Source organism: Amycolatopsis rhizosphaerae (assembly GCF_007713715.1).
Lineage (GTDB): Bacteria > Actinomycetota > Actinomycetes > Mycobacteriales > Pseudonocardiaceae > Amycolatopsis_E > Amycolatopsis_E rhizosphaerae.
Window position 1 is genome coordinate 1 of sequence record NZ_VJWX01000187.1, and the last position, 12,770, is coordinate 12,770.

At 70.9% G+C, this 12,770-nt stretch carries 15 protein-coding genes; 7 read left to right on the plus strand and 8 right to left on the minus strand.

Features of this window, described 5'->3' with window-relative positions; genetic code table 11:
• Positions 1–663 (minus strand): glycosyltransferase (locus FNH05_RS19060; protein WP_186382622.1); only part of this gene is annotated, 663 nt, incomplete at its 3' end.
• Positions 664–848: 185 nt separating this feature from the next.
• Here FNH05_RS19060 and FNH05_RS19065 point away from each other — a divergent pair.
• On the plus strand, positions 849–1,697 hold the full coding sequence (locus FNH05_RS19065) for an inositol monophosphatase family protein (protein WP_144590052.1): 849 nt from the start codon (positions 849–851) through the stop codon (positions 1,695–1,697).
• Between the two features lie 113 nt (positions 1,698–1,810).
• A complete protein-coding gene (locus FNH05_RS19070; RefSeq protein WP_144590053.1) occupies positions 1,811–2,230 on the plus strand; it encodes a zinc-ribbon domain-containing protein in 420 nt (139 codons plus the stop codon).
• A gap of 28 nt (positions 2,231–2,258) precedes the next feature.
• Here FNH05_RS19070 and FNH05_RS19075 read toward each other — a convergent pair whose 3' ends face one another.
• From FNH05_RS19075 to menD, 3 genes are all read right to left on the minus strand, one after another.
• Positions 2,259–2,726 carry a DUF3592 domain-containing protein gene (locus FNH05_RS19075; RefSeq protein WP_144590054.1) on the minus strand — a complete coding sequence of 156 codons (468 nt, stop codon included), beginning with the start codon at positions 2,724–2,726 and terminating at the stop codon, positions 2,259–2,261.
• A gap of 71 nt (positions 2,727–2,797) precedes the next feature.
• Complete coding sequence (locus FNH05_RS19080) at positions 2,798–4,303, minus strand: M1 family metallopeptidase (RefSeq protein ID WP_186382623.1); 1,506 nt, start codon at positions 4,301–4,303, stop codon at positions 2,798–2,800.
• A 106-nt stretch (positions 4,304–4,409) separates the two neighbouring features.
• Positions 4,410–6,077 carry a 2-succinyl-5-enolpyruvyl-6-hydroxy-3-cyclohexene-1-carboxylic-acid synthase gene (menD, locus tag FNH05_RS19085; RefSeq protein WP_186382624.1) on the minus strand — a complete coding sequence of 556 codons (1,668 nt, stop codon included), beginning with the start codon at positions 6,075–6,077 and terminating at the stop codon, positions 4,410–4,412.
• Between the two features lie 57 nt (positions 6,078–6,134).
• Here menD and FNH05_RS19090 point away from each other — a divergent pair, with 57 nt between their 5' ends.
• The 3 genes from FNH05_RS19090 to FNH05_RS19100 all read left to right on the plus strand — a co-directional run bounded on the left by FNH05_RS19090 (position 6,135) and on the right by FNH05_RS19100 (position 9,157).
• Complete coding sequence (locus FNH05_RS19090) at positions 6,135–7,058, plus strand: 1,4-dihydroxy-2-naphthoyl-CoA synthase (RefSeq protein ID WP_144590056.1); 924 nt, start codon at positions 6,135–6,137, stop codon at positions 7,056–7,058.
• An 8-nt stretch (positions 7,059–7,066) separates the two neighbouring features.
• On the plus strand, positions 7,067–8,212 hold the full coding sequence (menE, locus tag FNH05_RS19095; protein ID WP_144590057.1) for an o-succinylbenzoate--CoA ligase: 1,146 nt from the start codon (positions 7,067–7,069) through the stop codon (positions 8,210–8,212).
• Positions 8,213–8,284: 72 nt separating this feature from the next.
• On the plus strand, positions 8,285–9,157 hold the full coding sequence (locus FNH05_RS19100) for a 1,4-dihydroxy-2-naphthoate polyprenyltransferase (RefSeq protein ID WP_144590058.1): 873 nt from the start codon (positions 8,285–8,287) through the stop codon (positions 9,155–9,157).
• A gap of 23 nt (positions 9,158–9,180) precedes the next feature.
• Here FNH05_RS19100 and cds1 read toward each other — a convergent pair whose 3' ends face one another.
• The 3 genes from cds1 to FNH05_RS19115 are packed head-to-tail and all read right to left on the minus strand — an operon-like array spanning position 9,181 to position 11,080.
• Positions 9,181–10,248: an L-cysteine desulfhydrase Cds1 gene (cds1, locus tag FNH05_RS19105; RefSeq protein WP_144590059.1), complete on the minus strand. Its 1,068-nt coding sequence runs from the start codon at positions 10,246–10,248 to the stop codon at positions 9,181–9,183.
• Positions 10,245–10,610: a DUF4229 domain-containing protein gene (locus FNH05_RS19110; RefSeq protein WP_144590060.1), complete on the minus strand. Its 366-nt coding sequence runs from the start codon at positions 10,608–10,610 to the stop codon at positions 10,245–10,247. Before FNH05_RS19110 ends, cds1 begins: the two co-directional genes overlap by 4 nt.
• An 11-nt stretch (positions 10,611–10,621) precedes the next feature.
• The gene (locus FNH05_RS19115) at positions 10,622–11,080 is read right to left on the minus strand and encodes an Lrp/AsnC family transcriptional regulator (RefSeq protein ID WP_144590061.1); all 459 of its coding nucleotides are present in this window, start codon (positions 11,078–11,080) and stop codon (positions 10,622–10,624) included.
• A gap of 168 nt (positions 11,081–11,248) precedes the next feature.
• Between FNH05_RS19115 and FNH05_RS19120 the strand changes: the two genes are divergently transcribed.
• Positions 11,249–11,458, plus strand: a complete 210-nt coding sequence (locus tag FNH05_RS19120) for a BldC family transcriptional regulator (protein WP_144590062.1) — start codon at positions 11,249–11,251, stop codon at positions 11,456–11,458.
• A gap of 160 nt (positions 11,459–11,618) precedes the next feature.
• Positions 11,619–11,792 (plus strand): hypothetical protein, encoded by a 174-nt coding sequence (locus FNH05_RS38140; protein WP_186382625.1) that lies wholly within the window; start codon positions 11,619–11,621, stop codon positions 11,790–11,792.
• Positions 11,793–11,799: 7 nt separating this feature from the next.
• Here the strand turns inward: FNH05_RS38140 and FNH05_RS19125 are convergent.
• A partial coding sequence (locus FNH05_RS19125) for a MinD/ParA family ATP-binding protein (protein ID WP_144590063.1) occupies positions 11,800–12,770 on the minus strand: 971 nt, incomplete at its 5' end.

Sequence of the window (12,770 nt, forward strand, 5' to 3'; positions counted from 1 at the left end):
CCCGGCCAGCACCAGCAGCCGGTCGACCTCCTTCTCCGGTGCGAGCCTGCCCACGAATCCGACCAGGAGCTCACCGTGCGGCGCGAGCCGCGCCCGCAGTTCCGGATCGGCGTGCACCGGGGAGAACCGGTCGACGTCGACCCCCCTCCCCCAGCTGTGGACCCGCGGAATGCCCTGCGCGCGCAGTGCTTCCACCGAATGCGTCGACGGGGCGAGGGTGCGGTCGGCCTTGGAGTGCAGTCTGCGCACCCAGCGCCAGGCGGCCCTGGCGCCGAGGCGGAGGCCGTATGCCGTGGCGAAACCGGCGATATCGGTCTGGTAGACCGCGACCGCGGGCACCCGCAGGCGCCGCGCCGCGGCCAGTCCTCTCGCCCCCACCACGAACGGCGAAGCCAGGTGCACCACGTCGGGCCGGAAGGCGGTCAGCGCGGTCAGCACGGTCCGCGTCGGCAGCCCGATCGGCAGCGAGTTGACCACCGGCAGGTCCACCGCCGGGATCCGGACCACCGGCGCCCCCCGGTACTCGAGCGGGCCGGTCAGCCCCGGTGCGACCACGAGCACCTCGTGGCCGCGGTCGCGCAGGTGTTCCACCACGCGGAGCACGGAGTTGGTCACGCCGTTCACCTGCGGGAGGAAGCTTTCGGTGACGATGGCGACGCGCACCACCCGAAGGTCCCATCCGGTCCGGTTCGCCGGGAGAAGGGTGTGTGACCAGTGCGCTAACGCTGCCGGAACTTCTCGAAGCCCCGCCAGGCACCCGAACGACGGCACCCGATTGGGCTGAGAGGGTGACACACTTCATCTGGCCGTAGCGTTCCATACACTCGGCATCGCCACACTAGGCGAGCATGACCCTCTTATCCGCGCGCCCGTCCCAGCCGGTCGAGCCCGGCCTGCTGTCGCGAGCGCTCGAAGTAGCGGGCCGGCTGGCCAACGACGCGACGGACGTGATCACCGCGACCGCCGGGCGCGGCGCGCATCCGGACGTCAGGGACTCCCCCTTCGACTGGGTCACCGACACCGATCGGACCCTCGAACGGCACACGCGCCGCGTGCTGACCACGGAGTTCCCCGGAATCCCCGTCGTCGGCGAGGAATACGGCGCGGACGTCGGCGCCCAGCAGGCGCCGTACCGGTGGGTGGTCGACCCGGTGGACGGCACCGCGAACTACGTCGCCGGGGTGCCGTGGTGTGCCTACAGCCTCGCGCTGGTGGACGCCTCCGGACCGGTGGTCGGGGTGGTCGCCGATCCCTATCGCGGCCAGATCTACGCCGCCGCCCGCGGCCGCGGCGCGCGAGCCAACGGCCGACCGGTGCGCCTGCTGGACCGTGACGGCACCGCGGGCGCGATCGTCTGCACCGAACTGGCGCGCAAGGGGCCGTGGCCGGGCATGGGCGGGTTCATCGAGCGCGCGGCCGAGGCCCATGCCGGGGTTCGCGTGCTCGGCTCGGCGGCGCTGTCGATCGCCCAGGTCGCACTCGGCCACGCGGCGGCCGCAGTACTGCACAGCTACCACGAATGGGACGTGGCGGGTTCGGTCGCGCTCGCCATCGAGGCGGGCGCCGTGGTGCTGGACCGGCACGGCGAGGGCACCGCGCTGCCCGCGGACGGCTTGCTCGTCGCCGCGCCGAGTGTGGCCGAGCAGGTGCTGTCGTGGTGGCAGGAGTCGGCCCACAGAGCCGAAAATCGGGCGTAAGGCGCAAACGTCCGCAAAAGAAGCCGAGATCGTTATTCGTTCACGCAACGGCGGAACGCTCCCGTAGGGTTCGGCGTCTCAGCACGCGTCCCCTGCGAAGACCTGGAGCACAAGTGATCATCTACGGCTACCGGCGCAAGGTCCACGACCTGACCACCGCGACCTACGTCTGCACCCAGTGCAACAACCCCACCGCGCACGCACTGCGTCGCGCGGTCACGAAGTTTACGCTGTTCTTCATCCCGCTGTTCCCGATCGCGTCGCGGTACTTCACCGTGTGCACGTTCTGCGGGGCCACGAACAAGCTCACCAAGGCACAGGCCATGCAGGTGCAGGAGATGAACGCCCAGCAGGCCGTGGCGCCCACTCCCGTGCCCCAGCAGCAGATGATGGCGCCCCAGCCGCAGGCGGGAATGCCGGGCATGCCCGGTGCGCCCGGCATGCAGCAGCAGATGCCCCCGGCTGGTTACCCGCAGCAGCCGCAGCCGGGCGGATACCCGCAGCAGCAGCCGGGTCCCTACGGGCCTCAGTGACGAATGACATCAGTGACCCGGTAACCCGCTACTGACCGGGCTGGGCGGCGGCGGCCATCGCGGCCGGCTGCCGCGCCCGGTGGCGCATCCACCACAGCAGCGAACCCGCCACCAGCCAGGTGATCAGCACCGTGATCCCCAGCGGCAGCAGGGTCAGCACGGCGGTCCGGCCCGCCACCCTGGCCAGCTCCGGATTGGTGGTGTCGTATTCGATGCGCACCAGATCGCCCGCGACCAGCCCGCTCGGGTAGAGCACCCCGTTCGCGGGGATGTGCACGACGCCGTCCGGCGTCTCGAACCGGATGATGGCGCGGTCCCAGGACACCGCGTTCACGTCGGCGGTGGTCACCCCGAGATGACCGGAAATGGCCTGGTCGTTGCGGATGGCGGCGAGCAGCAGACCGACGCAGAGCGCGGTGAGCAGCCCCGCGACGCCGAGCAGGACACGGCGCGCGAGGCGCTGCCGTCGTTCGCTGGTCGTCACGGCACCGAGCATAGAGGTCCTCCCGGGTCCCACGCCCAGCAACGCGAGTCCGGCAACGGGCTGGGCGTGGGACACGAGCGGGGTCAGTACTGGCGGGCCTGCGCCAGCGACTCGTGGGTGCTCTTGATCTTGGTGTACGCCTTGGGCTGGCCCTGGGCGCGGAACGGGGCCGTCCCGTTCGGGCCGACGGCGGGCTTGCCCTTGGTGAACAGCCAGGTGGTGAACAGCTCGTGCAGCGAGCGGCCGGAAATCCGTTCGGCGAACGCGATGAACTGCTCGATGCGCGCCGAACCGCCCTTGTGCTCGGCCACCCACGTCTTCAGGATCGTGAAGAACGCGGCGTCGCCGACGGTGGTGCGCAGGGCCTGCAGTGCCATCGCCCCGCGGTCGTACACGGCGTCGTCGAACTGGTGGGCCACGCCCGGATCACCCGGCAGCACCTGCCAGAAAGCGTTGTCGGCTGGGTAGGAGTCGTAGACGTACTGCGCGAGTTCGGCCGGCGTGCCCTCGCCCTCGTGCTCCGCCCACAGGTACTCGGCGTACGAGGCGAAACCCTCGTTGAGCCAGATGTCACTCCAGCGCCCCAGCGAGACCGCGTCCCCGAACCACTGGTGCGCGTTCTCGTGCGCCACCACCGAGGTGTTGCTCCCGGCGCGGAAGAACTTGCCGCTGTAGACCGGGCGGGTCTGCGCTTCGAGCGCGAAGGACAGCCCCGGCGAGACGACCCCGCCCTGCGCCTCGAACGGGTAGGGGCCGAACTGGGTGGCGAGGAACTCGTCGATCTCCGGGGTGCGCTCGACGCTGGCCTTCGCCGCGTCAAGCGAATCGCCGATGGCCGGGTCGTAGGCGGTGATGAACGGCTTGCCGTCGGGGGTGGTCGACTGGTTGATCTCGAACTTCCCGACCTCCAGCGTGGCCAGGTAGGTGGCCTGCGGCCGCGTGCTGCGCCAGTACCAGCGGGTCCACCCGGCCCGCTGCTGGGTGCGCCGGACCAGCGTGCCGTTGGACAGCGCGGCGACGTTGTCCGGCACCTCGACCGAGACGTCGTAGGTCGCCTTGTCCGTCGGGTGGTCGCTGGCCGGGAACCACCACTGGGAGCTCTGCGGCTCGTCGACCGCGAGCGCGCCGTCGGCGGTCTTCTTCCACGCCGTGTAGCCGTCGATGACGACCTTGGAGGGGGTGTCCGCGTAGTTCACCACCACCGTGATCATCCGGCCCTTCTCCAGCGGCCGGGCCGGGGTGACGACGAGCTCTCCCGACTCCTTGGGGTCGACGTGGAAGGCGGCGGGCAGGTTGTCGACGCGGATCGAGTTGACGTGCAGGCCGAAGTCGAGGTCGAAGCTGCTCAGGTCCTGGGTGGTGGTGGCGAGGATGGTCGTGGTGCCGGACAGCAGGTCGGTCGCGGGCTGGTAGGTCAGGCGGATGTCGTAGTGCGCGACGTCGTATCCGCCGTTTCCGGCGTAGGGGTAGTAGGGATCGCCGACCCCGGACGAGCCCGGGGCCGGCGCGGCGGTGGCGGTGCTGGCGAGAAGGACGCTCGCGATGCCCGTGGCGATTGCCCCCAGGCCCGCGTGGGTTCGCAGACGCATGGCGGCGAAAGTAACCGGAAAACAACCAACCGGATACAGCCATAAGAAGGGTCTTACCGGCAGATACGCCCGAATGGCCTAGCACGCTCCGCCGGATATCGCACTTTTACGTAAAAGTGCGCCCCAGGGCACCGGAGACGGCCGCCCGCATCCGGGCGTGCAGATCGCGATGGCGGGACCGGTCCACCCGTACTTCGACCACGCGCAGGCCCGGTGCCGGGGCGAGCGCCTCGCGGAACTCCGCCAGTGTCCCGGCCACCACGTGCGGCACGTGGAAACCGGCGCACAGCGCGCCCAGATCGGCCCCGTGCGGGGTGCCGAACACCTGCTCGAAGGCGTCCCCGTGCTCGGGGGCGCCCTGTTCGAGCAGCGAGAAGATGCCGCCGCCGTCGTCGTTGAGCACGACGATCGTGAGGTCGGGGCGGTCGCCGGCGAGCAGCGCGTTGACGTCGTGCAGGAAGGTGAGGTCCCCGAGCAGCGCGTAGGAAGGACCGCGGTGGACCGTCGCGGCGCCCAGTGCGGTGGACACCGTCCCGTCGATCCCGGCGACACCTCGGTTGCGGTGGACCAGGATGTCCGGCCGGATGCGGCCGGCCAGCGCCACGTCACGGGCCGGGTTGGACGAACCGACGACGAGCAGCGAATCCGCGGGCACCGCGTCCACCAGTTCCGCCGCCACCCGCAGGCCGCTCGGCCACGGCTCCTTCCGCAACGCGCGGGCTACCGCCTCCGACGCGGCGCCGTCCGCCCGCTGCCAGCTCGCCAGCCACTCCGGGTCCGCGGGTTTGGTCGGCGCGTCGAACCACTGCCCGACCTGGCGGACGTTGTGCGCGGGCGCGGGCCAGTCCGCGTCCGGCCGCACCAGCAGCACCTCCACGTCTGCGTCCGACAGCAACGCCTGCACCTGGCGGAACACGGTGGGCCGCCCGATGCACAGGACCTGCTCGGGCCGGTGCCGCGCGATGAACTCCTCGGCCCCCAGCAGCCAGATCCCGCTGGCGATCGCGGTCGACCCGGACAGCCCCAGCCCACCGGTCTCCGACACCACCGGCCAGCCGTGCTGCTCGGCCCATTCGCTCGCCGCCCGGACCCCGCTGTCGCACGCGATGACCAGCCCGGTCCTGGCGGAGGGCACCACGAACGAGGGCAGCGCTCCGAAGTCGGGCAGCTCGGTCCAGCGCGCGCCGCCGGGCCGCCCCTCCAGTGACTCGAACCACTCGTCGTCGCCGTCGGGCACCAGCGGCTCCCGGAACGGGATGTTCAGGTGCACCGGCCCGCAGCGCCACTCCCCGTAGGCCGCGTTCCACGCACGGCACACCTGGCTGCGCCAGTAGGCGTTCTGCCCGGCCCGGCGTTCGGCGACGGCGAACTCGTCGAAGTACCGCACCGCGTCCCCGTAGAGCCGCTGCTGGTTGATCACCTGGTTCGCCCCGGCCGCGCGCAGCTCGGGCGGGCGGTCGGCGGTCAGCACGATCAGCGGCACGCCCGCCCGGTCCGCTTCCAGTACCGCGGGGTGGAAGTTGGCGGCGGCGGTGCCCGAGGTGCAGACCACGGCGACCGGGCGACCGGTACGGGCGGCGATCCCCAGTGCGAGGAAGCCGGCGCCCCGCTCGTCGATGCGGACGTGCAACTGGAGCCTGCCCGCCGCGGCGGCGTCGTGCAGTGCGAGCGAGAGCGGTGCGTTGCGTGAACCCGGCGAGAGCACCACATGGGAAACGGTGTTGCGGACGAGTTCGTCGATGATGACCTTGGCCTGCGCCGTGGACGGATTCACCAGGCGCCTCCTGGTGCGTCGTCCGTCATCATGGCCACACGTCCTATTCTCCCAAACGTGCATGACGCCCAGGTTTCCGAGCTGTTCGACCCGACCGCGTGGACCGAGGTCGAGGGTTTCAGCTTCACCGACATCACCTACCACCGCTCCGCCGAGGCACGCTCGGGTAAGCGCGTCGTGCGCATCGCGTTCGACCGCCCCGAGGTGCGCAACGCGTTCCGGCCGCACACCGTCGACGAGCTCTACCGCGCGCTCGACCACGCGAGGATGAGCCCGGACGTCGGCTGCGTCCTGCTCACCGGCAACGGGCCGTCGCCGAAGGACGGCGGCTGGGCGTTCTGCTCCGGTGGTGACCAGCGTATTCGGGGACGCTCCGGCTATCAGTACGCGAGTGGCGAGACCTCCGACACGGTGGACCCGGCGCGGGCGGGCCGCCTGCACATCCTGGAGGTCCAGCGGCTCATCCGGTTCATGCCGAAGGTGGTCATCGCGGTGGTGCCCGGCTGGGCGGCCGGAGGCGGCCACTCGCTGCACGCGGTGTGCGACCTCACCCTCGCCTCGCTCGAGCACGCCCGGTTCAAGCAGACCGATGCCGACGTGGGCTCCTTCGACGGCGGCTACGGCTCGGCCTATCTCGCGAGGCAGGTGGGGCAGAAGTTCGCCCGTGAGATCTTCTTCCTCGGACGCGAGTACACCGCCGAGCAGATGCACGCCATGGGCGCGGTGAACGCGGCCATCCCACACGCCTCGCTCGAAGCCGAGGCGCTGCAGTGGGGCTGGGAGATCGTCGGCAAGTCGCCGACCGCCCAGCGCATGCTCAAGTACGCCTTCAACCTGCTCGACGATGGCCTGGTCGGCCAGCAGCTGTTCGCGGGCGAAACCACCCGGCTGGCCTACATGCAGGACGAGGCGGTCGAGGGCCGGGACGCGTTCCTCCAGAAGCGGGACCCCGACTTCTCCGACTACCCGTACTACTACTGAAGGCCCGCATGCGCGAGGTGTGGACCGACCGGCCGGGCTCGATCGCCGAGCTGCGGTCGGCGCTGGCGGAAGCGCTGGACGGGGGCCGCACTGTCCTGCCGCTGGCCTCCGGGTCCGAGGGGCTGATCACGGCCATGGCGCCGGAGGAGCCGGCGGAACCCGGCACCGCCGTGATCATCGCCACCTCGGGCTCCACCGGGGAGCCGAAGGGCGTGCTGCTGTCCGCGGACGCCCTTCTCGCCTCGGCCACCGCGACGCACACCCGGCTCGGCGGTCCCGGTCACTGGCTGCTGGCCACGCCGGCCCAGTACATCGGCGGGCTGCAGGTGGTTGTCCGCACGCTGGTCGCCGGAACGGAACTCGCGGTGTTGCCCCCCGGCGGGTTCCGCGCCGAGAAGTTCGCCGAGGCCGCCGCGGATGTCCTGCGCGCCGACGGTCCCCGGTACACCGCCCTGGTCCCAACCCAGTTGACGCGCCTGCTCGACGCGGGCGGACCGGGGCTGGCCGCCGTCCGCGCGTTCGACGCGGTCATCATCGGCGCCGCGGCGACCTCGGCCGGGCTGCGGGAGCGGGCGGCCGAAGCCGGGGTGGCGATCGTGCCCTCGTACGGGATGAGCGAAACGGCCAGCGGCTGCGTGTACGACGGGGTCCCACTGGACGGCGTGAAGATCCGGATCGCCGGGGACGGGCGGGTCCTGATCGCGGGACCGGTGCTCGCGCACGGCTACCGGCTCCGCCCCGACCTGACCGCGGAAGCGTTCGCGGACGGCTGGTTCCGCACCGGCGACCGCGGCGAGCTGACCGGGGGCAGGCTGACCGTGCTCGGCCGCATCGACGACCTGATCAACACCGGCGGGGTCAAGGTGTCGGCGGCCGCCGTGGAGCGCGCGCTCGGCGCCGTCCCCGGGGTGCGCGAGGCCTGTGTGGTGGGCCTGCCGGACCAGGAATGGGGCCAGTTGGTCGCCGCGGCCGTGGTGTGTGAGGGCGGTGCGCCCAGCGCCGAGGACCTCCGGGCCGCGGTGCGGGCCGCCCTCGGCGCACCGGCCGTGCCGAAACGGTTCGAGTTCGTCGAGGCGCTGCCGCTGCGGGGTCCCGGCAAGGTGGACCGCCAGGCCGTCACCACCCGGTTCTTCGGCGCCTCACCGCAGGCATGACGCGCGTGTCCCGCAGCGCACGGGGGCGTGCCGCCCGCCAGGGACTGACCGCCGTCCACCAGAATGGGTGATATGGCGACAGTGACTCAGTGGATCGAGGGGGCCCGCCCCCGGACGCTGCCCAATGCGGTGGCCCCGGTCGTGGCCGGGGTGGGCGCGGCGATCGGGATCGATGCGTTCTCCTGGTGGAAGTCGCTCCTCGCCCTGCTGGTCGCGCTGGCACTGATCATCGGCGTGAACTTCGCCAACGACTACTCCGACGGAATCCGCGGGACCGACGAAAACCGCGTCGGGCCGCTGCGCCTGGTCGGATCCGGGGCTGCCGCCCCCAAGGCCGTGCTGGCCGCCGCCCTCACCTCGCTCGGCGTCGCCGGGCTGCTCGGCCTCGCACTGGTGATCCTGAGTGGTCGCTGGTGGCTGCTGCTGATGGGGGCCGTGTGCCTGTTCGGCGCGTGGTTCTACACGGGCGGCAAGAAGCCCTACGGCTACTCGGGACTGGGTGAGATCGCCGTCTTCGTGTTCTTCGGTCTCACCGCCGTGCTCGGCACCGTCTACGTCCAGGCCGGGACCGTCAGCTGGCCCGCCGTGGGCTGCGCGATCGCGGTCGGCTGCTTCTCCACGGCCGTGCTCACCGCGAACAACCTCCGCGACATCCCCACCGACCGCGAGGTGGGGAAGAACACCCTGGCCGTCCGGCTGGGCGACACCGGCACCCGGCGGTTCTACCTGCTGCTGGTCGCCGTGCCGTACCTGGTCACCATCCTGCTCGGCATCGCCCACCCGCTCGCGCTGATCTCGCTGGTCACCGCGGTCCTGCTGGTCACCCCGGTGAAGGCGATCACCGGGGGCGGCACCGGCCCCGGCCTGATCCCCGTGCTGCGCGACACCGGGCTCGTCATGTTGGCGTGGTCGGTCCTCACCGCCATCGCCATCGCCCTCGGTTAGAGAATGTTCTGGTCCCAGCGGCGTCAGGCGGTGGGCCAGCGGCCGGTGGCGAGGAACTGGTCCATGACGGCCAGGTGCGGCTCGATGTCGAAGCCGTGCTCGGCCAGCCACTGGTCGTCGTAGTAGGTGTGCGCGTACCGCTCGCCGCCGTCGCACAGGAGCGTGACCACGCTGCCGGCCTGCCCGGCGGCCAGCATGCGCGCGATCAACTGGAAGGCGCCGTACAGGTTCGTCCCGGTGGAGCCGCCCGCCCAGTACCCGGTGCGCCGGCGCAGGAAGCGGATCGCGGCCAGCGATCCGGCATCGGGCACCTGGATCATCTCGTCGATCACCGCGGGGACGAACGACGGTTCCACCCGGGGCCTGCCGATGCCCTCGATCCGGGACGGCATCCCGGTCGTGTAGTCGGGCGCACCGGTCTCCCAGCCGCCGTAGAACGCCGAGTTCTCCGGGTCGACCACGCAGACCTTCGTGGTGTGCCGCCGGTACCGCACGTACCGGCCGAAGGTGGCGCTGGTGCCGCCGGTGCCCGCGCCGACCACGATCCAGGACGGGATCGGATGCCGCTCAGCCTTCATCTGCGTGAACACGGACTCGGCGATGTTGTTGTTGCCACGCCAGTCCGTCGCCCGCTCCGCGTAGGTGAACTGGTCGAGGTAGTGACCGTGGCATTCGGCGGCCAGGCGCTCGGCCTCCTCGTACATCTTCGCCGGAATGTCGACAAAGTGACATCGGCCACCGTAGAACTCGATCAGCTGGACCTTCTCCGCGCTGGTCTTGCGAGGCACCACGGAGATGAACTCCAGCCCGAGCATGCGGGCGAAGTAGGCCTCCGACACGGCGGTCGAGCCGCTGGAGGCCTCGATGAGCACGGTGTCGGGCCCGATCTGCCCGTTGACCAGGCCGTAGAGCAGCAGGGAGCGCGCCAGCCGGTGCTTGAGCGAGCCGGTGGGGTGAACGGACTCGTCCTTGAGGTAGAGGTCGATCCCCCAGTCCGACGGCAGCGGAAAGACGTGCAGATGCGTGTCGGCGCTGCGGTTGGCGTCGGCCTCGAGCAGCCGGATCGCCTCCCGGACCCAGGCCCGGTTCATGCAGCCTTGTCCCCGTCGCCCGTCGAGGAACCGGCGGTGCCGACGGAGTCGGCGGTGTCGGCGGTGTCGCCGCTCACGGGCTCCTCGTCCTGCGGGTGATCGTCGCGCAGTTGCGCCCGCAGTTCGGCGCGCTGCCGGGCGCGGCGTTCGTTGCGCTTGGCCAGGCCCGCGGTGACCCGGGCGTTGAGACCGCGGAAGGCGAGCAGGCCGACCGGCAGGCCGACCACGATCCCGATCGCCACCGCGACCAGGAGCGGCACCTTGACCAGGATCAGCACGGCCGCGACGACCACGATCAGCCCGAACCGTGCGAGCAGGTACAGCGTCAGGTCGCGGGCCAGCCGGGGCTGTGTTTCACTCACGGCCTTCAAGGCTACGCGCCGTCGAGTCCGCTGTTGTTGGGTCGCCCCTCGAACCGCGTGGACAGCACCACCGTGGTCCTGGTCCTGGCGACGCCGTCGATCCGGCGGAGCCTGCCCAACGTGCGTTCCAGATCGTCCACCGTCGGCACCCGCACCTGCACCACGAAGGCCTCGTCCCCGGCCACGCCATAGCAGCTTTCCACCTCGGGCAACGCGGCCAGCGCCTTCGCGACGTCGTCGTCCTCGGCGGTGTCGGTGGGCTGGATGCCCACCAGCGCGGTGACCCCGAGCCCGACGGCACTCGGATTGACCATCGCGTGATATCCCGTGATCACCCCGGCGCTTTCGAGCTTGCCGACCCGCTCGTGCACGGAGGACGCCGACAGGCCGACGGTTCTGCCGAGTTCCGCGTAGGTCGCCCTGCCGTTCAGCCGCAACGCGGCGATGATCTTGCGATCGACTACGTCCACCCCGCCACCATAGCGCCGCGGAGGCTGGGCGTTTTGTCCCTTACTACCTCTTTACTCTCCGACAACCGTTCGAGTACCTGGCGGGTGAGATGCAACGATTGCCGCGTTGTTTTTTCCGGAAGCGAATTGCTTCCGGTTGTAGCAGTGAGGTCGTTAAGGAGACGGAAAATGACCGCGACCGTAGGAGGACGGCTCCTCACTCCCGGTGAAGTCGCCGCACTGTTCCGCGTGGACCCCAAGACCGTGACCCGCTGGGCGACCGCGGGCCGGATCGGCTCGATCCGCACCCCCGGTGGACACCGCCGGTTCCGTGAATCCGAAGTCAACGCGCTGCTGGCCGAACTCACCACCGACGCCAGCGAACCCACTCGCGGCTGACCCACCGCCGTCCCCGCGGCCCGGCGGCCGGACGGCACGTTCCGCAGGCCGCCGCGGCGCGGGGACGCCACCGCCGGGGACACCCCGCCCGAAAACCGGGCAAAAGGGCTACCCTCACAGGCGGTAGCATCGCGCAACACGGCACCGGAAGGGGGCGAGCATGATCTACCTGCTCGCAGCGATCGGAGCGCTCACCATCGCTGTCCTGATGTGGCGGGCCTTCGCACCGGAACGGGTTGGCGTTTCCTCCCGCCGGGCTCCCGTCGCCCCGGACGACGACCCCGAGTTCCTGCGGTCGCTCAGCGAGCGGCAGCGCCCCCAGGACGAGGATTGAGCGCGGGTCAGATCTTGCCGGGGAACGCGTCGGCCATCGCCGCCGCGAGTTCCAGCAAAGCGGTCCGCGTCTGGGGGGCCAGGCGCTCGAGTTCGATCTCGGCCCCTTCTTCCAGGTGCGGGTCGAACGGAATACGGCACACGGCGCGCACGCGGGCCGAGAAATGCGCGGCGAGCCGGTCCAAATCGACGGAGCCCGCGTTCGGGCGCACCGAATTGATCACCACCAGCGACCGCAGGACCAGATCACGGTAGCCGTGCGCCTCCAGCCAGTCGATGGTGGCCGAGGCGCTGGTGGCGCCGTCCACCGAGCCGGAGGAGACCACGACCAGCGCGTCCGCGAGGTCGAGGACACCCTTCATGGCCGAATGCATCAGGCCGGTCCCGCAGTCGGTGAGCACGATGTTGTAGTAGTGCTCCAGCAGGCCGATCACGCGCAGGTAGTCGGTTTCCGAGAAGGCCTCCGACACCGCCGGGTCCTGCTCGCTGGCGAGGATTTCCAGCCTGCTGCCGCCCTGTGAGGTGTAGGCCCGCACGTCGCTGTACCGCGTGATCTTGTCCGCGTCACGGAGCAGGTGCCGCACCGTGGCCGTGGTTTCGATCGGGATCTTCTGCGACAGCGTTCCCCGGTCCGGGTTCGCGTCCACCGCGATCACGCGGTCGCCCCGCAGCGAGGCGAAGGTGGCCCCGAGGGTGGTGGTGATCGTGGTCTTGCCCACCCCGCCCTTGAGGCTCAGCATCCCGATCTTGAACGAACCCCGCAGCGGCTGGTTGATCCGCCGGGCGAGTTCACGCTGCCGCCGTTCGGCCGGGCTCTCCCCAGGGTTGACGAGCTTGCCGGTGCCCAGGTACACCGCCTTGCGCCAGCCCGACGCCGGTGCGCGCTTCGGCTGGGGCACGGGCTGTCCCTGATAGGCCGCGGTCCGCGAGGGCTGCGGCAGAGGCGGGTATTGCGGCTGGCGCGGGGGCAGGTTGGGGT

What these genes read in the sequence shown, in the direction of transcription:
- menE (WP_144590057.1), top strand. Translation starts at nt 7,067, where the DNA reads ATGCGCGAGGTGTGGACCGACCGGCCGGGCTCGATCGCCGAGCTGCGG.
- FNH05_RS19120 (WP_144590062.1), top strand. Translation starts at nt 11,249, where the DNA reads ATGACCGCGACCGTAGGAGGACGGCTCCTCACTCCCGGTGAAGTCGCC.
- FNH05_RS19075 (WP_144590054.1), bottom strand. Translation starts at nt 2,726, where the DNA reads ATGCTCGGTGCCGTGACGACCAGCGAACGACGGCAGCGCCTCGCGCGC.
- FNH05_RS19100 (WP_144590058.1), top strand. Translation starts at nt 8,285, where the DNA reads ATGGCGACAGTGACTCAGTGGATCGAGGGGGCCCGCCCCCGGACGCTG.
- FNH05_RS38140 (WP_186382625.1), top strand. Translation starts at nt 11,619, where the DNA reads ATGATCTACCTGCTCGCAGCGATCGGAGCGCTCACCATCGCTGTCCTG.
- FNH05_RS19080 (WP_186382623.1), bottom strand. Translation starts at nt 4,303, where the DNA reads ATGCGTCTGCGAACCCACGCGGGCCTGGGGGCAATCGCCACGGGCATC.
- FNH05_RS19065 (WP_144590052.1), top strand. Translation starts at nt 849, where the DNA reads ATGACCCTCTTATCCGCGCGCCCGTCCCAGCCGGTCGAGCCCGGCCTG.
- cds1 (WP_144590059.1), bottom strand. Translation starts at nt 10,248, where the DNA reads ATGAACCGGGCCTGGGTCCGGGAGGCGATCCGGCTGCTCGAGGCCGAC.